Source organism: Thiolinea disciformis DSM 14473, assembly GCF_000371925.1.
Classification (GTDB): domain Bacteria; phylum Pseudomonadota; class Gammaproteobacteria; order Thiotrichales; family Thiotrichaceae; genus Thiolinea; species Thiolinea disciformis.
In genome coordinates, this window is the sequence record NZ_AQVE01000021.1 from 15,896 (window position 1) to 34,539 (window position 18,644).

The 18,644-nt window shown below is 46.5% G+C and carries 17 protein-coding genes; 11 read left to right on the forward strand and 6 right to left on the reverse strand.

Translation table 11 applies throughout. From position 1 onward, the window contains the following. Positions 1-65: 65 nt before the first annotated feature. Genes A3IE_RS0114545 through A3IE_RS0114560 form a run of 4 tightly spaced genes read right to left on the reverse strand, consistent with a single transcriptional unit; the run spans position 66 to position 4,823 of the window. Positions 66-1,205 carry an ABC transporter substrate-binding protein gene (locus tag A3IE_RS0114545; RefSeq protein ID WP_020396355.1) on the reverse strand — a complete coding sequence of 380 codons (1,140 nt, stop codon included), beginning with the start codon at positions 1,203-1,205 and terminating at the stop codon, positions 66-68. A gap of 41 nt (positions 1,206-1,246) precedes the next feature. Next, on the reverse strand, positions 1,247-1,999 hold the full coding sequence (locus tag A3IE_RS0114550; protein ID WP_020396356.1) for an ABC transporter ATP-binding protein: 753 nt from the start codon (positions 1,997-1,999) through the stop codon (positions 1,247-1,249). Continuing rightward, positions 1,999-3,789, reverse strand: coding sequence for a branched-chain amino acid ABC transporter ATP-binding protein/permease (locus tag A3IE_RS0114555; RefSeq protein WP_020396357.1), 1,791 nt, complete (start codon positions 3,787-3,789; stop codon positions 1,999-2,001). The genes A3IE_RS0114550 and A3IE_RS0114555 overlap by 1 nt, the downstream gene beginning before the upstream one ends. Then, entirely contained in the window at positions 3,786-4,823 is a 1,038-nt protein-coding gene (locus A3IE_RS0114560) for a branched-chain amino acid ABC transporter permease (RefSeq protein ID WP_020396358.1), read from the reverse strand. Before A3IE_RS0114560 ends, A3IE_RS0114555 begins: the two co-directional genes overlap by 4 nt. Positions 4,824-4,990: 167 nt before the next feature. On the opposite strand from A3IE_RS0114560, the gene A3IE_RS0114565 reads away from it, so the two are divergent. Beyond that, complete coding sequence (locus tag A3IE_RS0114565) at positions 4,991-5,875, forward strand: TetR/AcrR family transcriptional regulator (RefSeq protein WP_020396359.1); 885 nt, start codon at positions 4,991-4,993, stop codon at positions 5,873-5,875. Here A3IE_RS0114565 and A3IE_RS0114570 read toward each other — a convergent pair. After that, positions 5,872-6,411 carry a DinB family protein gene (locus A3IE_RS0114570; RefSeq protein WP_020396360.1) on the reverse strand — a complete coding sequence of 180 codons (540 nt, stop codon included), beginning with the start codon at positions 6,409-6,411 and terminating at the stop codon, positions 5,872-5,874. The two genes, A3IE_RS0114565 and A3IE_RS0114570, sit on opposite strands and share 4 nt — an antisense overlap. 25 nt (positions 6,412-6,436) lie before the next feature. Beyond that, positions 6,437-8,542, reverse strand: coding sequence for a reprolysin-like metallopeptidase (locus A3IE_RS0114575; protein WP_020396361.1), 2,106 nt, complete (start codon positions 8,540-8,542; stop codon positions 6,437-6,439). 317 nt (positions 8,543-8,859) lie between these two features. On the opposite strand from A3IE_RS0114575, the gene A3IE_RS0114580 reads away from it, so the two are divergent. From A3IE_RS0114580 to uraD, 10 genes are read left to right on the forward strand one after another with little or no spacing between them, the layout of a single operon-like run. Beyond that, positions 8,860-10,062 carry an exo-beta-N-acetylmuramidase NamZ family protein gene (locus tag A3IE_RS0114580; protein ID WP_020396362.1) on the forward strand — a complete coding sequence of 401 codons (1,203 nt, stop codon included), beginning with the start codon at positions 8,860-8,862 and terminating at the stop codon, positions 10,060-10,062. A gap of 12 nt (positions 10,063-10,074) precedes the next feature. Then, a complete protein-coding gene (locus A3IE_RS0114585) occupies positions 10,075-10,404 on the forward strand; it encodes an SMR family transporter (protein WP_020396363.1) in 330 nt (109 codons plus the stop codon). 33 nt (positions 10,405-10,437) lie between these two features. Beyond that, positions 10,438-11,253, forward strand: a complete 816-nt coding sequence (xdhC, locus tag A3IE_RS20840; RefSeq protein ID WP_020396364.1) for a xanthine dehydrogenase accessory protein XdhC — start codon at positions 10,438-10,440, stop codon at positions 11,251-11,253. Between the two features lie 26 nt (positions 11,254-11,279). Beyond that, on the forward strand, positions 11,280-12,818 hold the full coding sequence (locus A3IE_RS0114595) for an ABC transporter ATP-binding protein (RefSeq protein ID WP_020396365.1): 1,539 nt from the start codon (positions 11,280-11,282) through the stop codon (positions 12,816-12,818). Then, positions 12,815-13,870 (forward strand): ABC transporter permease, encoded by a 1,056-nt coding sequence (locus tag A3IE_RS0114600; RefSeq protein ID WP_020396366.1) that lies wholly within the window; start codon positions 12,815-12,817, stop codon positions 13,868-13,870. Before A3IE_RS0114595 ends, A3IE_RS0114600 begins: the two co-directional genes overlap by 4 nt. A gap of 4 nt (positions 13,871-13,874) precedes the next feature. Further along, a complete protein-coding gene (locus A3IE_RS0114605; protein WP_020396367.1) occupies positions 13,875-14,804 on the forward strand; it encodes an ABC transporter permease in 930 nt (309 codons plus the stop codon). Between the two features lie 33 nt (positions 14,805-14,837). After that, a complete protein-coding gene (locus A3IE_RS0114610) occupies positions 14,838-15,926 on the forward strand; it encodes a BMP family ABC transporter substrate-binding protein (protein WP_020396368.1) in 1,089 nt (362 codons plus the stop codon). A 57-nt stretch (positions 15,927-15,983) separates the two neighbouring features. Next, entirely contained in the window at positions 15,984-17,165 is a 1,182-nt protein-coding gene (locus A3IE_RS0114615; RefSeq protein WP_020396369.1) for a urate hydroxylase PuuD, read from the forward strand. Positions 17,166-17,189: 24 nt separating this feature from the next. Then, entirely contained in the window at positions 17,190-18,131 is a 942-nt protein-coding gene (puuE, locus tag A3IE_RS0114620) for an allantoinase PuuE (protein WP_020396370.1), read from the forward strand. Continuing rightward, the gene (gene uraD / locus A3IE_RS0114625; RefSeq protein WP_020396371.1) at positions 18,128-18,637 is read left to right on the forward strand and encodes a 2-oxo-4-hydroxy-4-carboxy-5-ureidoimidazoline decarboxylase; all 510 of its coding nucleotides are present in this window, start codon (positions 18,128-18,130) and stop codon (positions 18,635-18,637) included. The genes puuE and uraD overlap by 4 nt, the downstream gene beginning before the upstream one ends. The last annotated feature ends 7 nt before the right edge of the window (positions 18,638-18,644 follow it).

Sequence of the window (18,644 nt, forward strand, 5' to 3'; positions counted from 1 at the left end):
TTTTTCTCTTGTAGCCTAGCGTGTCAGAGTGTAAAAGTTGCCTTTCACACTCAGAATAGGGTGGATTACTTAATTAATTGGTATTTGCCATCCACTACCTTGACTAAGACGCGGCCACGTTGATCTAAGCCAAAGTGATCGTCTGGAGTCATGTTATAAACCCCATGCACTCCAACCACTTCTTTGCTAGCCTCTAAGGCATCACGCAAGGCTTGACGAAATTCTGGAGTGCCGGGTTTGGCAGTTTTTAAAGCAATGGGAGTGGCGGCTTCTAAGAGTTTAAAAGCATCGTGTGCGTGGCCTGCAAAAGAAGTGAAACTCGCATCACCATATTTAGCATTGTATGCTTTCACGAGCTTTTCACCTTCTGCTTTGGAAGGATGATCTGCGGCAATTTGATCGACTACTACCACAGGGCCAATCGGCATAATGACGCCTTCAGCCGCTTTACCGGCTACTTTAAAAAAGGCAGGGCTTGCTGCAGCATGGGTTTGATAGATTTGACCTTTATAACCGCGTTCTACCAAACTAGTTTGTGGTAAGCCTGCCGGACTACCTGAACCCACGACTAAGATAGCATCAGGCTTTGCAGAGGTTAGTTTTAATACTTGGCCAGTCACTGAGGTATCAGTACGCGCATAACGTTCAATCGGATCTAATTTAATGCCCGCTGCTTCCAAAGGTTTTTTCAGTGCGCTTAGCCAGTCTTCGCCATAAGCATCTGCGAAGCCTATGAAACCTAAGGTCTTCACATTATTAGCCTTCATGTGATCGACTAAAGCGCTCGCCATAATATTATTGTGCTGGGGTGTTCGAAATACCCACGCGTTTTTTTCTGGCGGCAAATTGGCGGGCGCTACAGCAATATTCGGGGTTTTGGTTTCATTCGCGACTTCAGCAATCGCAATCGTGGTGGGTGTCACGGAGGAACCAATAATTACATCGACCTTATCTTCATCCACTAATTTGCGCGCATTTTTAGTCGCCGCAGAAGGGTCAGTCGCATCGTCTAGTACGATATAAGTGACTGTTTCATCGCCAATTTTGGTGGGTAGCATGGCAATCGCATTTTTCTCAGGAATACCTAAAGCAGCACCGGGGCCGGTAGTCGATAAAGACACACCTACTTTGATTTCGGCTAAGGCAAAACAACTATTCAGTAATAAGGCGGTGGCACAAGTGAAAGCTAATTTATTGAATTTCATAGGTTCTCCTCCAGATAAATAACACAGCAAACGGTTAAGACTTAGGTGGTCAAGATAGCTTGATGTTTACCACCTAAGCCCAAATAGGTTTCAATGATTTGTGGTGAATCGCTTAGCTCATGAGCGACACCCTCCATCACTACCTGTCCGGTTTCCAAGACATAGGCATAATCAGCTACTTGCAGGGCAGCGCGTGCATTTTGCTCAATTAATAAAATGGACACGCCACGTTTTTTAAGCTCGGTAATAATGCGGAAAATCTCACGTACAATCAGTGGAGCAAGGCCAAGGCTAGGCTCATCCAGCATGAGTAATTTGGGTTTACCCATGAGTGCACGCCCAACGGCTAACATTTGGCGTTCGCCACCCGATAGGGTTCCAGCTAATTGGTGTTGGCGTTCCTTGAGGCGTGGAAATAGGCTATAGATTTCTTCGAGCGTGTCTTTGTAGTCCCGTTGTCCGTTGCGATAACGTTGAAACGCGCCCAACACTAAATTGTCACTCACGCTCATATCGCTGAATAATTCACGTTTTTCTGGAACAAGGCTTAGGCTACGCGACACCATCCGCTCAACTTCGGGCACTTTTTCAATCGTGCCATCGAAAGTGACTTCGCCTTGACTGGGTAATAAGCCCATAATGGCGGAAAGTAGAGTGGTTTTGCCCGCCCCATTCGGACCGATCACGGTAACGATTTGCCCTTGATTGACGCTTAAATTAGCTTTAGTCAAGGCCTCGATTTTGCCGTAGGAAACGCTTAGATCTTTAACTTGTAGGAGAGGTGTGGCACTCATTATTCTACTCCACCTAAATATGCTTCTAAGACTGCTTGATTCTGTTGCACTGCTTCTGGCAAGCCTTCGGCGATCTTTTGCCCGAATTCCATAACCACCACGTAATCCACGAGACCCATCACGAAATCCATATCGTGTTCGACTAATAAAATTGCCATGCCTTGGGCTTTGAGCCTGCGTAATAAGTCAGCGAGAGCTTGTTTTTCAAGATGACGTAAACCCGCCGCAGGCTCATCTAGCAGTAATAAACAAGGGTCAGAGCATAAAGCACGGGCAATTTCTAAAATACGTTGTTGGCCTAAGGCGAGACTACCGGCTTCCACGTGCATCAGCTCTTTTAAACCAACGCGCTCGATTTGGCGCGCTGCTTCGGCTAGTAAACGCTCTTCCTCGGCACGCTCCAAACGCCATGCCGCACTGAAAACCCCTTTATGGCCACGTTGATGTGCTCCAATGGCCACGTTTTCTAATACCGTCATGGTGGGGAGTAATTTCACATGCTGGAAAGTACGGCTCATTCCCATTGCCGCTACCGTGCGGGACTGCAGGCCACCAATCGGTTTACCTAAGAACAATACTTCGCCAGAGCTTGGTGTATCCACACCGGATAATTGATTGAATAGAGTACTTTTGCCCGCACCATTAGGGCCAATCAGCGCTAGAATTTCACCCGCATGGACAGTGAGATTCATATTGTTATTGGCGATTAAACCACCGAATTTACGCGTAACATTTTTAGCTTCCAGAATCACTTCGCCATGTGTAGGTAAAGTGCGCTGCGCTAGAGGCTCTGCATGAGGGTTAATGGTTTTGAGTTCGTGTTGGACCGGCAGCAGTTTGGCAAGCAAAGGCCAAAGACCATTCTGGGCGCGTTGCAAGACGATAATCATAATGAGGCCAAACAGAATTACTTCGAAATTGCCATTTTGACCGAACAGTTTGGGCAGCAAATCTTGTAGCCATTGTTTTAAAATGGTAATCAAACTAGAGCCAACAATGGCACCCCATACACTACTGGCGCCGCCAATCACCGCCATGAATAGGTATTCAATGCCGTTGTGAATATTGAAAGGCGTGGGGTTCACAAAGCGCTGCATGTGCGCATAAAGCCAACCCGAAGTGCTAGCATGTAGGGCGGCGAATAAGAAAATCGCCATGCGGGAATACAGTGTATTAACACCCATGGCCTCCGCCATGATGCGCCCCCCTTTTAAAGCACGAATCGCACGGCCTTCACGGGAATCGAGTAAGTTTTTGGTATTAATGATGGCGGCGAGTAAGAAGGCCCAGATTAGGTAGTAAATTTCATAACCTTGATCTAAGACCCAACCCAATACTAAAATGGGTGGAATGCCGGTCATGCCTGTGTGGCCACCCAAGGCCTCAGCTGTGCCGAATAGGTAGTAGAGGCTAATGCCCCATGCAATCGTACCAAGCGGCAAGAAATGACCAGAAAGTTTGAGCGTAATAGCCCCTAGAATCAGTGCCACCGCCGAAGTAATGAGTAGGCCAATAATGAAGCCTGCCCACGGTGAGTTGCCTAACCATGCGAAGCTCGATGAAGTAGTTACAAAGGCCGTGCTATAAGCGCCAACACCGACGAAAGCAGCTTGCCCAAAGCTAGTAAGATTGCCAATACCCGTTAATAGCACTAGCCCTAAAGCGACGAGAGCCGCTAAGCCAATATAGTTCAGCAAGGTGATATAAAATGGTGACATCACCAAGGGGGTGGCAGCGATCAATACGATGAATACACCCAATACCATGCGGCTGCTGAGTAAGGGTTTCATTCCTCATCCTCCATGCTGTGACTTCTTAACGAGCGCCATAGCAACACCGGAATAATCAGGGTAAAGACAATAATTTCTTTGTATTCCGATGCCCAGAACGAGGAAAAAGCTTCGATTAAACCTACTAAAATGGCTCCGCCAGCGGCTAGGGGATAACTTACTAGACCACCAATAATCGCAGCTACAAAGCCTTTTAATCCGATAATAAAGCCAGTGTCATAGTAAATAGTGGTGATAGGCGCGATTAAAATGCCAGACAGTGCACCAATCAGTGCCGCAAGGAAAAAGGTTAATTTGCCGGATAGCGCGGGTGGAATACCCATTAATCTTGCGCCAACACGATTTAAGGCTGTGGCACGTAAGGCTTTGCCGTAAATAGTGCGTTCGAAGAATAAATAGAGCGCCGTAATCAGGCTAAAGAAGGAGGCAATGACCCAAAGGGTTTGTCCATTCACGCTTAACATGCCCCATTCGAAACGAGCATCGCTAAATGCTTCGGTTCGCAGGCCTTCTGCTCCGAAAAAGATTAAGCCTAAACCTACCATCATCACATGTACTGCAACCGAGATAATCAATAAGGTGAGCACAGAGGCGGAAGCCACAGGTTGAAAAGCAAGGCGATAGAGCATGGGGCCCATGGGAACCAAGATCGCTAGGGTGAATAAAGTTTGTAGCAACATACCCATGTCTTTCACGGGCAATAGGTATAAGAGTCCTGCGAGTACTAAGGGATAGGCTAGGTTAATGCCTAGGAGTTTGAAAAGTTTTTGGTTTTGTTTAGTTTTGATTAGCGCAAGACTATCTAGTAGTACGACAACGATACCGAGTATCACTAATAACCAAATCGTGCTAGGGACAAGGCCAGTTTGGAACATCGCCATGGTCAAAGCGCCGTAGGATACAAACTCACCTTGCGGAATAAAGATAATGCGAGTGACCGCAAATACCATCACTAAGGCTAGAGCCAAGAGTGCATAGATAGCGCCATTGGTAATACCGTCTTGACTGAGCAATAAGGCTATCTGGGCATCCATTTAGCCTCCTTCCACATATTTTCCATATGTGTCTCCTCCTAATTGTTATCGCTACAATAAAGAATTACTAACTAACTTGTCAATCGTTTGTTCAATTAATTAGTTAAAATTTGTTGTAGTCTTTGTCATCGGCTAAAATGGCGCAAACCGACTTAAGCCTTGTGTGTATGACCCACTTATCTAAATCAACTAACACTCACGACCCCAAAATCGAACAAGCTATTGTGCAATTGGCTCACGATAATCCCATGCTTGGACAAGCAGCCGTAGCGGAACGTCTACAACAATCTGGCTTGAAAATTTCGGCTTCAGGTGTGCGCTATATTTGGAAAAAACATGGTCTAGAGACTGCTGTCAAACGTTTACAAGCGTTAACGGCTAAGCATGAGGAGGGTCTGGATGCTTTAAAGGAGAATGAGCGCAGGCTATTAGAACGGGGTTTAGTCACGCACCAATTAAGCCAAGCTGGCCTCTATACAGAGCTGGGTGAGGATGTACCTTTAGAGCGTCGCCAAATTATCCTAAATGCTGCTGCTGAGTTGTTTTCCGAACAGGGCTATAACCGTACTTCTATGCGTGAAATTGCGAGTAAAGCTGGTTTACTCCCTGGCTCGGTGTATCACCATTTCACCTCTAAAGAAGAGTTATTCATTGCGGTACACAAGGAGGGTTTTCGCGCGGTTATGGCAAAAGTACAAGCTGCGATTAGCAAACATACTGATCCATGGGAAAGTTTGCGTAGTGCCTGTGAAATGCACGTCAATCAAATGTTTTCAGGTACACCCGTGGATCGTTTAACCGGACACAGCTTAGCTTTTACACATAATGAGTTATTGTCACTGATCAAACCCGAGCGTGATGCCTATGAAAAAGTGTTCAAAGATTTGATTGCTGCCTTACCTTTAGCACCGCATGTGGATCGCTCGTTATTGCGTTTAACCTTATTAGGTGCAATGAATTGGGTATTTATTTGGTATAAAGAAGGTAAACGCTCCACGATTGAGATTGCGGATGCGATTGTGGAAATGATTCGTAAAGGGGTGGAATCTTAAGGTTCTATATTGGGAATAATCAACAATAAATCGGTTTCGCCAAAATCTAAGCCTTCTTGAGCAAGTAAGGTGGTTATTTGTCCGCGATGATGAATTTGGTGTGTAAAAAAATGCATTAATAAACTCACTAGGATACGATTTGCGGGAGCGCCTTTCATTGTGTGATAGGCTAAGGTTATCCCTAAACTATCCTCGTCTAAACTACTTGTCCACTGCTCAATAATTTGATCCAACTGAGTACGTTTTTGCCAAAGCTCTACAAAATCCGCATAAAGTATTTCGTCTAAGCGTTGCGGAGTGGGAAAGCTGTGTAGGGCTGTTAGTAAATCAAAGCTAGTCGGGTGTTTAGTAAAACGTCTTAACCAAATTAAATCACCCACCATAATATGGTTGTATGAACCTAGAATTGACTTGAAAAAAGCTTTCTTATCAGCGCCCAAGGTTTCAGGTGACAACTGTGCAGCGACTTGATAAAGCTGTTGATTCATCCCAGTATTATATTCGGCCAGTAAGCGTAATTGTGTTTTGCACTGCATGAGTATGACTTGCGTTTGAACGAGATCAGTCTATTTTAATCCGAATCACTACTAAAGCTAGCATTCCAATTAATAGTCCTACTGGCATCGAGCCACCGCCACCACTACTGGTATTGGCAGTGGTACTCGTGGAGGCAGAGCTGCTGGAGCTTGATCCAGCGCTAGTATTGCCCGTCGCGGTACGTGCAGCGGCTGGGTAATTGGCAGATAGAGCGAAGAAAATATTGTCGCTACATTTGATCATCACATAGTTATTTGCCCCAAGGCTATTCGGTAGGGTGACAGTCGCTGAGCCACTGTTGGGTTGTTGTTTGGCAAGTGTAGTAAACGTTTTGCCTTGGTCACTGGTGAGAGCAATATCAACCTGACTGCAAGAAATAGGGGCTTGGTTAGTATTCGCTACTTCCCATTCAAGCGTTTCTATACTGCTGGGCACCCAAGTTTTGCTAGCGCCGGTCAGTCGAAAAGTACTACCTGTATCCACCACCTGCAATTGTGTATCACTGTGTGCTACCGTTTTACCATCGCGTACATTTAGGCGAAAATTTAAGTTGCGTGAAGTGCTCGGTAAGGTTTCACCCATAGCGCGTGCATTTGTCATTAGGTCATGGAGTCTTGGAATACTGCGTTGTGCGCTGTGGCTGGGTAAGTAAGTGCGAATCAGGGCATTATTTCCCGTGTCTACCTCAGCTTTGGAGGCATCGCCCGTATCGATTTGCTCCCAGCTATAAGTCAGTGCATCGCCATCCGCATCCGTAGCAGAGCCTTGCAAAGAAAACGGTGTATTTGCAGGAATGGCATAGGCTTTGCCAGCATTCACCATGGGTGCTTGGTTGTTAAGACTGGTGACTGTTGCACAGCTTGCTCCAAAGCCGAAATGAGCATAATTCCGAATATCAGTAATCGAGGCACTATGGAACATTGGATCGGCTTCAGTTTGAAGATTGTCGCTGCCACAGACACCTGCATAAGCCATAATGGTACTACCACTACCGGGTTCAAACGCGTGATCGGCTTGATGATTGCTTCCGCCACAGCTTGCCGTCTTGCTATTGAAGGTGTGTAGTGCACCAAATTGATGCGCTAATTCGTGTGCAACATAACTAATATCAAAAGTCTGGCCGTTAGGATTGGCTAAACCCGATGCGCCTTGTGCTTTTGTGCCGTCGCTACAGACTGAGCCAACATAAGAGCGACCCCCGCTAACTGTGCTAAATACATGCCCAATATCATAGTTTGCAGCACCAATAACCGTATCGGTGTTGGTCTGATTCTGTTTCATCAGCAGGCTCAAACTGGTGTTATCAAAAGGGTCTTCATCTGGATTGATATAAATCAGATTCGTGTTAGATACCAGTTGAAGGCGAATCGCTAAATCACGTTGATAGATCTGGTTCACACGGTTAATGGTAGTGACTATTGCTTGGAAGGCTGTCTCAGCACTACCACCATTTTTGGCTGTATATTCGCCGGTAGCGGCAACTGCTAGGCGATAAGTGTGTAAGTGTGTTACAGGTTGTGTGGGTAATAAGCGTGCTGTTAAGGCACTTCTAGCAGCTAATTGATGCGCGAGGGGATTGTGGGCATCACAACTCCAATCATCTCGAAACATCACCGCATTGTCACGCTTGCTAAAGCTGGTATAAATGCGTTCACCACTTTGATTCTGTGGGTCAATAAATACGGTATCACCATTGGCCATTTCCAACATGGCATGAAAGCCTAACGCTGTAAAATCCAAAACGCCATTGACTACCTTGCCATCACTACCGGTCACTTTCCACGTTTGAATATCAGGATAAAATGCGGCAATGTCAGGGGCTAAGGTTTCTGTCGCTTCTAAGGTGACTGTCGTAAAACTGCCATCCGGTAGGGGTAGTTCAATACTTCGCTGTGTATCAACACCGCGTGCTGCGACTTGTGCCGGAGACAAGTTAGCTAAGATTTCGCGAAATGCACCTTCATCGAGGGTAAGTTGGCGATACTGTTGTAGTGGTGCGTCTAGTGCAGTGCTTGGCGTGTTTTTCCCATCATTGGAATTGAGTTCGCCTTGATCTTGCCAAGTCTCAGCCTGTACTGCCATTGATAAAAGACTTAACCAGAGTAGGTGAAAAGGGGTTACAGGCTGCATGTCATACACTCACGTTTTTATCATCTATGGCCTGATCCTAAGCAAAACGAGTTCGCCTGAGTGCTGGTTTTGTGAGGTTTGGCACGGAGTTCGCGCTAAAGGTAATAAGTTATAGTTATTGGCTGATGAGCGGTGGTGCTAAAAATACCTTAAGAATTAACTTTCTAGTCAGATGGCTTGGTTATTATCTTAGCAAACCATAAGATGGCCTATCTTTTAGCTAGGTTTCGCCTTAACGTTTCTCAGGTTACAATGTGCACCTTTTGAATGCACCACAGCATGGGAAGCATGATTTGTACGTGGCTTGGAATAACAACATGAATTTTGGCCTTGATCGTTTTTTACAAGATGCAAGCTTACGCGCATCACTGAAGGGCAAGCGTGTCGCCTTATTAGCGCATCCTGCCTCGCTAACGCACGATCTACATCATGCTTTAGATGCGATTTCTGCTTTGCCGGATATTAAGCTAAGCGCTGCTTTCGGCCCACAACATGGTATTAAAGGCGATAAACAAGACAATATGGTTGAGTCGCCCGATTTCGTCGATGAGCAATATGGTATTCCCGTTTTCAGTTTATATGGCGAAGTACGTCGTCCTACGGCGGCCATGCTGGATAGTTTTGATGTCTTGTTAGTCGATTTACAAGATCTCGGTTGCCGTATTTATACCTTCATTACCACCTTACGTTATGTACTAGAAGCCGCAGCACAAAACCACAAAGCGGTGTGGGTTTTAGATCGCCCCAATCCTATTGGTCGACCTATTGAGGGTTTAAGTTTACGCGCAGGCTGGGAAAGCTTTGTCGGAGCGGGTGAAATGCCCATGCGCCATGGCATGACCTTGGGGGAATTAGGTCAGTGGTTTATCCATGATTTAGCATTGGAACTTGATTATCGCGTTATTAGTATGCAAGGTTGGCAGCCCACAGCAGCACCAGGCTTTGGTTGGCCGCTGGGGGAGCGTATTTGGGTGAATCCAAGCCCTAACGCTCCGAATGTAGCAATGGCGCGCTGCTATGCCGGCACCGTGATGTTGGAGGGCACTACGCTCTCTGAAGGGCGCGGAACGACACGTCCTTTGGAAGTCTTTGGTGCACCTGATATTCAAGCGCGCGTTGTGATTAAAACGATGCAGCAACTTGCGCCGCAGTGGTTGGAGGGATGTACTTTAAGAGAATGTTGGTTTGAACCAACCTTTCATAAACATCAGGCTAAGCTATGCTCAGGCGTACAACTTCATGCGGAGGCGCCCTTTTACCAGCATGACATTTTTAAACCTTGGCGTGTACAAGCTTTAGCATTTAAAGCAATACGTCAGCTATATCCAGACTATGCATTGTGGCGTGAGTTTCCCTATGAGTATGAATTTGGAAAGCTGCCTATCGATGTGATCAATGGAAGCCCCTTGTTGCGTGAGTGGGTGGATGATCCGCACGCTACAGCGGCTGATTTAGAGCGTATCACGTTGCCTGACGAGCAAGCATGGCAAGCTATTCGCCAGCCGTTTCTTCTATATTAAGGCATAAAAAGAATGGAGTATGTGTATTTAGGTTTGGCGATTATCGCTGAAGTGATTGCAGCGAACGCGCTAAAAGCTTCTGGTGGCCTAACTAAGTTGTGGCCGTCAGTGATCATGTGTGTTAGCTATGCGCTGACTTTTTATTTTATGACTATGGCATTACGTACCATTCCACTGGGTGTTACTTATGCGATTTGGTCAGGTGTTGGCATTGTATTAATTACCCTTACCAGTGTATTTTTTTTCAATGAAAAGGTGGATATGCCAGCCATCATTGGCATGGGTTTAATTATTGCCGGTGTGATTGTCATTAATGTATTTTCCAAAATCGTGCCACACTGATACGCTGCTAGCCTCACTAAGGGAGGCTAATCCATGTTTGATTGGCAAACAGCGTTACAGCAACACTCGGCTAACCAAGCTATTCTTGTCACCGTTTTAAGCGTCAAGGGTTCGGCACCACGTGAAGTGGGTGCGCGAATGTTAGTCACAACACAGGCTATTTTTGATACGATTGGCGGTGGTCAATTAGAATACCAAGCCATTCAACGTGCCCGCGCTACCTTAAACCAAACGGATGCCCCTCAATATTTCCAAACCTCTTATGCCTTAGGGGCTGATTGCCAGCAGTGTTGTGGTGGTGTGGTGACTTTGCATTTTGAGCGGCTTACATTGCCTGTTTTAACGGATTGGCAACCGCTTTGCTTACCGGAGCTAGTGAAGCCAATTGACTGGCATATTGCGGTGTTTGGGGCAGGGCATGTGGGCCAGGCTGTGGTGAGTTTATTAGCCAGTTTACCCTGCTCCATCACGTGGATTGACAATCGTCCGGAACAATTTCCAGCTATTTCTAAGCCCGCTATTAAAACTATTTTTCACCCAAGCCCGCCAGCCTATGTTGCTGATTTACCAGCAGACTGTTATTTTCTCATTATGACGCATGACCATGCGCTGGATTTGGACTTATGTGACCATGTTTTAGCGCGTGATGAGTTTGCCTTTTTGGGCTTGATTGGATCCGCTAGCAAAGCTGCAAAGTTCAAACACCGTTTAAGAGAACGCGGTTTGAGTGCTATACAATTGCAGCGCTTAGTTTGTCCGGTGGGCATCTCAGGGATTCGTCATAAGCAGCCTGCTGCCATTGCGGTGTCGGTAGTGGCACAATTGCTGCAAATACGCAGTCAGCATTAATAGTCCCCAGATCATCAAGGCTGAACATGAATCCAACCGCTCGTTTGGAATTACGTGGTATTACAAAGCATTACCCCTCGGTAGTCGCCAATCAAGCGATTGATTTGGTCGTGCAGGCTGGTGAAATTCATGCGGTGTTGGGTGAAAATGGTGCAGGTAAAAGCACCTTAATGAAGATTATCTACGGGGTAGTCAAGCCTGATGCTGGTGAGATGCTCTGGAATGGAGCACCTCTCAAGATACAAAATCCTGCCCAAGCGCGCCAACTCGGTATCGGCATGGTGTTTCAGCACTTTTCCTTATTCGAAACCCTGACGGTCACTCAAAATATCGCTTTAGCCTTAGAAAAAAATACTGATAGTCAGGATTTAAGTCAGCGTATTCGTGAAATTTCGGAACGTTATGGTCTGACTTTAGAGCCAGCGCGTTTAGTGCATAGTTTGTCAGTCGGTGAGCGCCAACGTGTTGAAATTGTGCGCTGTTTATTACAAGCGCCGAAACTCCTGATTATGGATGAGCCGACATCGGTATTAACGCCTCAAGCGGTTCGTAAGTTATTTGAAACCTTACGCCGTCTTTCCGATGAGGGCTGTAGCATTCTTTATGTTAGTCACAAACTGGATGAAATTCGCGAGCTATGCCATAAAGCCACGGTTTTAAGAGCGGGGCAGGTCATAGGTTCAACGGATCCGCGTGAGAAAAGCGCGCGCGAACTGGCTGAAATGATGATTGGTAGTCGTTTGCCGAGTTTTGAAAAGCGCGAACTGCAAAACACGGGTGATATCAGACTCGAAGTCAAACAGCTTAGTCGTCGTGCTGATGACCCGTTTGGTACGCCTTTGCAGGCCATTAATTTACAAGTGCGCAGTGGTGAGATCGTGGGTATTGCTGGCGTATCAGGCAATGGTCAACAAGAGTTAATGACCGCACTAAGTGGTGAATATTTAGATAAATCCGCCAAGCAAGTCAGGGGCGATATTCTGCTTAAAGGAAAGTCAGTACTAGGTCTGGCAGCGGATCAGCGTCGCCAACAGGGCTTACGTTTTGTTCCTGAAGAGCGTCTAGGGCGTGGAGCTGTACCGGCGATGTCCTTGAGCTTAAATGCTTTACTGACCGGTTATGATTCAGGTTTGAGTCCTAAGCGCTTTATTAATTACCACACTATCCACCAATTTGCGGCCACTTGTATCGAAAAATTCCGCGTAAAATGCAATAGCCCATACAGCGAGGCGCGTAGTCTTTCGGGGGGCAATGTGCAGAAGTTTATCGTTGGGCGCGAATTAATGCTCCATCCAGAAGTCCTCTTAGTAGCGCAACCTACCTGGGGTGTTGATGTAGGGGCAGCCGTTTTTATTCGCCAAGCCTTATTAGATTTGCGCGCCCAAGGGATTGCGATTTTAGTGGTTTCTGAAGAATTGGATGAGTTATTTGAAATTTGCGATCGCATTGCCGTGATTTATCAAGGCCAGCTTTCTGAGGCTCAGCCGGTGAATGAAACTAATCGTGAAGCGATTGGCTTATTAATGGGTGGTGCAGGCTTTGCCAAGCAGGAGCAAGCTGTATGAGTTTACATCTTGAGCCACGCCTCCAACCCTCTAAGGTCATGGCCTACCTCTCGCCAGTGATTGCTATTAGCCTAACCTTATTTGTGGGTGTTTTATTATTTACCGCGCTCGGAAAATCGCCTGCCGCAGCTTTTCACGCCTTTTTTATTAAGCCTATTGATAATTGGTATGGCTTTGGTGAGTTGCTCATTAAAGCCTCTCCTTTAGCTCTCATTGCTTTGGGGCTTTCGGTAGGTTTTCGCGCTAACATTTGGAATATTGGAGCGGAAGGGCAACTTATTGTCGGGGCGATTGCTGCTGGGGGCGTTGCGTTAGCCTTACACGAAACAGCAGCGTGGTGGGTCTTGCCACTCATGTTTATTGCCGGTGCTTTGGGCGGTATGCTCTGGGCAGCGATTCCCGCATGGTTACGCACGCGCTTTAATGCCAATGAAATCCTTGTCAGTCTAATGTTGGTGTATGTAGCGAATTTGTTGCTAAGTTGGTTAATTCATGGCCCCTGGCGTGATCCTGACGGCTATGGTTTTCCGCAGTCATTGGTCTTTAGTGATGCGGCTATGCTCCCGATTTTATTAGCTGGCACGCGTACTCATGCTGGTGTGTTGATAACGCTAGTGGCATTAGTCGTCGCTTATGTTTTTTTCCGCTGGAGCTTAATGGCTTTCAAAATGAATGTCACAGGTTTAGCGCCACGGGCAGCGGCTTATGCGGGTTTTAATCAGAAGCGCATGATATGGATTGGCTTATTAACAGGTGGCACAGCAGCGGGGTTGGCGGGTACGAGTGAGATTGCAGGGCCGATTGGACAATTACTCATTCCGGTTTCACCCGGCTATGGTTTTTCCGCGATCATTGTAGCCTTCGTAGGGCGCTTAAATCCCATTGGCATTTTTCTAGCAAGTTTGTTAATGGCCTTATTGTATCTAGGCGGGGAGGCTGGACAGATGCAGTTGTCGTTACCTTCCTCTGTGAGTAGTGTGTTCCAAGGTTTGCTCTTATTCTTTTTATTAGCCACCGATGTCTTGATTAATTACCGGCTGCGTTGGAGTTAATATTATGGGTCTAGACGCTATCGTATTGATTTTGGTGGCAACCGTTGCGGCCAGTGTACCCTTGATTTTAGCAGCCTTAGGGGAGCTGGTAGTTGAAAAGTCAGGCGTATTAAATTTGGGGGTTGAAGGCATGATGGCGGTGGGCGCTATTGTTGCTTTTGCGGTTGCGGTTGAAACCCAACAATTAAGCCTAGCGGCGCTGGCAGGTGCTTTGGCAGGTGCTTTGATGTCTTTGATTTTCGCTTTTATCACCTTGACCTTAATGGCTAATCAAGTAGCAACTGGCTTGGCACTCACTTTGTTCGGCACAGGTTTAAGCGCTTTTTTGGGTTTAAAATATACCAGTGTGGCTTTAGATGGGGCGAAAGCCATGACTATTCCTATATTAAGTGACATTCCAGTATTGGGAAAGCTTTTGTTTTCCTATAATGGTTTTGTTTATTTTGCAGTGTTGGTTTTTCTAGCCATTTCTTGGTTTTTATACCGTAGTCGTGCAGGTTTAGTCTTACGCGCTATTGGCGAATCACCGAGTTCAGCCCATGCCTTGGGCGCTTCGGTAATCAAAGTTCGCTATTTAGCGGTGTTATTTGGTGGTGCCATGGCCGGTTTAGCCGGGGCTTATTTGTCGACTGCTTATACGCCATTGTGGGCTGAAGGAATGATTGCCGGGCGTGGCTGGATTGCGCTAGCGTTGGTGGTGTTTGCGACTTGGCGACCCGCTCGGGTGTTAATAGGTGCCTTATTATTTGGCGGGGTGACTATTGCCCAATTTCATGTGCAGGGTATTGGCATTGAAATTCCTGCACAGTTTTTGTCTATGTTGCCGTATCTGGCAACCATTCTCGTCTTAGTGGTGATCTCGCGTGATGCAGGTTTGATTCGTCTAAACGCACCGGCTTCATTGGGGCAGCCGTTTCATAAGCAAGGCCATTAAGCATTTCAGATTTTTTATTGAGGAGCATGTTGAATGAAGCAAAACAAATTAATCGCAGCCATAAAAGGTCTGTTGGGCGCTGCTTTGCTGGTGGGTATGGCCAGTACCGCCCAAGCCGCCGATCCTGTAAAAGTGGGCTTTGTCTATGTGAGTCCAGTGGGAGATGCGGGTTGGACTTATCAGCATGACTTAGGCCGTAAAGCGCTGGAAGAAAAGTTTGGCGATAAAATTAAGGTCAAGTTTGTTGATGGTGTGCCTGAAGGCGCGGAAGCAGAACGCGTGATTCGCGAGCTAGCCGCCGATGGGAGTAAGATGGTATTTGCGACTTCCTTTGGTTTCATGAATCCAACCTTGAAAGTGGCGAAAGCTTTTCCGGATGTGGCGTTTAATCATGCGACAGGCTATAAAACAGCGGATAATGTTGGGATTTATAATGCACGTTTCTACGAAGGCCGTTATTTGGCGGGTATGATTGCCGGTGGCATGACCAAGACAAATATATTAGGCGATGTGGCAGCGTTTCCGATTCCGGAAGTGATTCAAGGGATTAATGCTTATACACGCGGTGCTTTAGCAGTTAATCCTAACATCAAAATGAAAGTCGTGTGGGTCAATTCATGGTTTGATCCGGGTCGTGAACGTGAAGCAGCAGTAGCACTAATGGATCAGGGAGCGGATGTTATTACCCATCATACTGACTCGACAGCGGTGGTTGCAGCGGCAGAGGAAAAAGGTAAATACGCGGTTGCTTACAACTCAGATATGTCTAAATACGGCGCTAAAGCACAATTGACGGCTGTTACCCATCATTGGGAAAAATTTTATACCGATGAAGTACAAAAAGTCTTAGACGGTAATTGGAAGCCGGGTAATGTCTGGGGTGGCATTAAAGAAGGTATGGTGAGCCTCGCTAAGATTAGCGATGATGTTCCTGCGGATCTGAAAGCCAAAGTGGAACAAGCGACTAAAGATATTGCCGAAGGAAAATTACATCCGTTTGCTGGCCCAGTGTTGGATCAAGATGGCGCGGAGAAAGTGCCAGCCGGTAAGAATATGGACGATGAAGCCCTAGCCAAAATGGATTTTTATGTAAAAGGCGTGGAAGGCAAATTGCCTAAGTAAGGACGCTTTTAACCCTCCTCAACTGTGGGGAGGGTCTCTCGTAGAGCGGGGTATGCTGTGGAAACTATAATAATTGAATGGCTCAGTTTAGCTTTCCGTTGGATTCATATCATTACTGGCATTGCTTGGATTGGTGCCTCTTTCTATTTTAACTGGTTACTCAATCACCTTCTCACTGCTGATGATCCTAAAATTGCAGGGCAGCTGTGGGCCTTACACGCCGGTGGTTTTTTTAACGTCGAAAAGCGCAATATTGAGCCCGGAAAGTTGCCTGAACCTTTACATTGGTTCAAGTGGGAGTCGTATTGGACGTGGATTAGTGGATTTACACTGCTTGTTATTGTTTATTATTTTGGCGCTGAAGCTTATTTAATTGATCCTGCTGTTCTGGCATTAAAACCTTGGCAAGCAATTCTGATCAGCTTATTTACCTTAGCGGGCGCTTGGCTGGTTTATCACTTTCTCTGGACGAGTCGATTTGCGCGCGACAATCCCAAAGCTGGTTTAATCATCACTACCTTGTTTGTGCTAGTGGTTTCCATTGCACTCACACAGGTATTTAGTGGGCGTGGCGCGTTTCTACATGTAGGCGCCATGCTAGCAACTTGGATGACGGGCAATGTGTTTTTTGTGATTATGCCAGCGCAACGTCAATTGGTGAAAGCGACCCTGGAAGGTCGTGAACAGGATAAGCAGCTTGCGGCGGATGCAGGTGCGCGTTCACTGCATAATAATTATCTTACCTTGCCCGTACTGTTCTGCATGATCAGTAATCACTATCCCGCTACTTTCGGAAGTGCTTATAATTGGTTGATTTTAATTGGCTTGTTTGCAGTTGGTATTCTTGTGCGCCATTACTTTAATGTGCGTGAAAAGCAAGGCAATCTCCAAGCAGCATGGATGCTCATCGTATCGTTGGTTTTATTTGTAGGTGTAGCGCTACTGGCGAGTTATCCGCAAATCAAACTGGCATTAAGTGATAACGCCCCACTGACTTATGCGCAGATTAAACCGATCGTCGATAAGCACTGTGTGAACTGCCACGCCGCGAAACCCACTAGCACTTTATTTGCTACTGCACCGAAAGGGGTGATGTTTGACACAGAGGCTGAGCTGAAGGCTAAAGCGGCTTTGATTGTTACGCAGGTCAGTACTAAGGTGATGCCCTTAGGGAATTTGACTCAGATGAGCGAGGATGAGCGCAACTTATTGGTGCAATGGGCACAATCACAGCCATAAGATAAACTGCAAGGACTAGTGAGCATGATGACTCCTCAGCAAAAAGACTCCAACTATCCACGTGACTTAATAGGCTATGCCGACCAAGTACCCAAAGCTAATTGGCCGGGTGGGGCGCGGATTGCGCTACAGTTCGTTCTGAATTATGAGGAAGGCGGAGAAAATTCTATTCTGCATGGCGATGCGGCGTCTGAAACCTTTCTTTCCGAAATTATTGGTGCACGTGCGTATGAGGGAATGCGTCACCCAAGCATGGAATCTCTTTACGAATATGGTAGTCGTGTGGGCTTTTGGCGTATTTATAAATTATTCCATGAGCGCCATATCCCGCTGACTATTTTCGGTGTTGCGATGGCCTTAGCGCGTAATCCTCGTGCCGTGGAGGCCATGCTAAAAGCAGATTTTGAAATTTGTAGTCATGGCTGGCGTTGGATTGATTATCAATTCATGGATAAAGACACCGAGCGCGAGCACATGCAACGTGCCATTGAGATTATCGAGCAGATGACGGGTGCCAAACCTAAGGGTTGGTATACCGGACGTACTAGTCCAAATACGCGTGATTTAGTCGTTGAGCAGGGTAGCTTTGTTTATGACGCGGATGATTACAGCGATGATTTGCCGTTTTGGGTGCAGGTGCAGGGCAAAAATCACTTGGTGATACCTTATACACTTGATACCAATGATATGCGTTTTGCCAGCTTCCAAGGGTTTAATAGCGGTGAGCAGTATTTTCAGTACCTAAAAGATGCCTTTGATGTGTTGTACGCGGAGGGTGCTGAAACGCCGAAAATGCTCTCCATTGGTTTACATTGTCGTATTGTGGGGCGGCCTGCGCGTTTCGCGGCCTTACAGCGCTTTGTCGATTATGTACAAAGCCATCCCGATGTCTGGCTGTGTCGACGCATTGATATAGCCGAACATTGGATCAAGGAGCATCCCGCGTCCAAAGGTAGTCGCGTATGAAATACACGATTGCTGCACTTAATGCGTTAAACCCAGCCGATTTCGTGAAACTACTGGGAGGCGTTTATGAGCATTCGCCTTGGGTAGCGGAGCGCGCTTATCCCGCAAGGCCATTTGCAGACCGTGAGGCTTTACTCACGGCTATGTGTGACAGCTTGGCTCAAGCTTCCTATGAAGAGCAATTAGCGTTGATTCGTGCCCATCCTGATTTGGCGGGAAAAGCGGCTTTGCGTGGTGAATTGACGGCGGCTTCGACTAATGAACAAGCTAGTGCTGGTTTAGATCAATGCTCGCCGGAAGAATTAGCACGCTTTCATGATTTGAATACGCGTTATAAAGATCGCTTTGAATTTCCATTTATTATGGCGGTAAAAAATGCAACGCGGCAGCAAATTTTAGGGGGCTTTGAAACGCGACTTCATAATAGTAAAAGCGAAGAGTTTGCGATGGCTTTAAGTCAAATAAATCGTATTGCCATGTTTCGCGTTAATGATTTAATACTATAGGGATATA

Coding starts and splice junctions, on each gene's coding strand:
- A3IE_RS0114570 (WP_020396360.1), bottom strand. CDS start 6,411: ATGCAGTGCAAAACACAATTACGCTTACTGGCCGAATATAATACTGGG.
- xdhC (WP_020396364.1), top strand. CDS start 10,438: ATGTTTGATTGGCAAACAGCGTTACAGCAACACTCGGCTAACCAAGCT.
- uraD (WP_020396371.1), top strand. CDS start 18,128: ATGAAATACACGATTGCTGCACTTAATGCGTTAAACCCAGCCGATTTC.
- A3IE_RS0114545 (WP_020396355.1), bottom strand. CDS start 1,205: ATGAAATTCAATAAATTAGCTTTCACTTGTGCCACCGCCTTATTACTG.
- A3IE_RS0114605 (WP_020396367.1), top strand. CDS start 13,875: ATGGGTCTAGACGCTATCGTATTGATTTTGGTGGCAACCGTTGCGGCC.
- A3IE_RS0114595 (WP_020396365.1), top strand. CDS start 11,280: ATGAATCCAACCGCTCGTTTGGAATTACGTGGTATTACAAAGCATTAC.
- puuE (WP_020396370.1), top strand. CDS start 17,190: ATGATGACTCCTCAGCAAAAAGACTCCAACTATCCACGTGACTTAATA.
- A3IE_RS0114600 (WP_020396366.1), top strand. CDS start 12,815: ATGAGTTTACATCTTGAGCCACGCCTCCAACCCTCTAAGGTCATGGCC.
- A3IE_RS0114580 (WP_020396362.1), top strand. CDS start 8,860: ATGAATTTTGGCCTTGATCGTTTTTTACAAGATGCAAGCTTACGCGCA.
- A3IE_RS0114610 (WP_020396368.1), top strand. CDS start 14,838: ATGAAGCAAAACAAATTAATCGCAGCCATAAAAGGTCTGTTGGGCGCT.
- A3IE_RS0114585 (WP_020396363.1), top strand. CDS start 10,075: ATGGAGTATGTGTATTTAGGTTTGGCGATTATCGCTGAAGTGATTGCA.
- A3IE_RS0114575 (WP_020396361.1), bottom strand. CDS start 8,542: ATGCAGCCTGTAACCCCTTTTCACCTACTCTGGTTAAGTCTTTTATCA.
- A3IE_RS0114550 (WP_020396356.1), bottom strand. CDS start 1,999: ATGAGTGCCACACCTCTCCTACAAGTTAAAGATCTAAGCGTTTCCTAC.
- A3IE_RS0114560 (WP_020396358.1), bottom strand. CDS start 4,823: ATGGATGCCCAGATAGCCTTATTGCTCAGTCAAGACGGTATTACCAAT.
- A3IE_RS0114555 (WP_020396357.1), bottom strand. CDS start 3,789: ATGAAACCCTTACTCAGCAGCCGCATGGTATTGGGTGTATTCATCGTA.
- A3IE_RS0114565 (WP_020396359.1), top strand. CDS start 4,991: ATGACCCACTTATCTAAATCAACTAACACTCACGACCCCAAAATCGAA.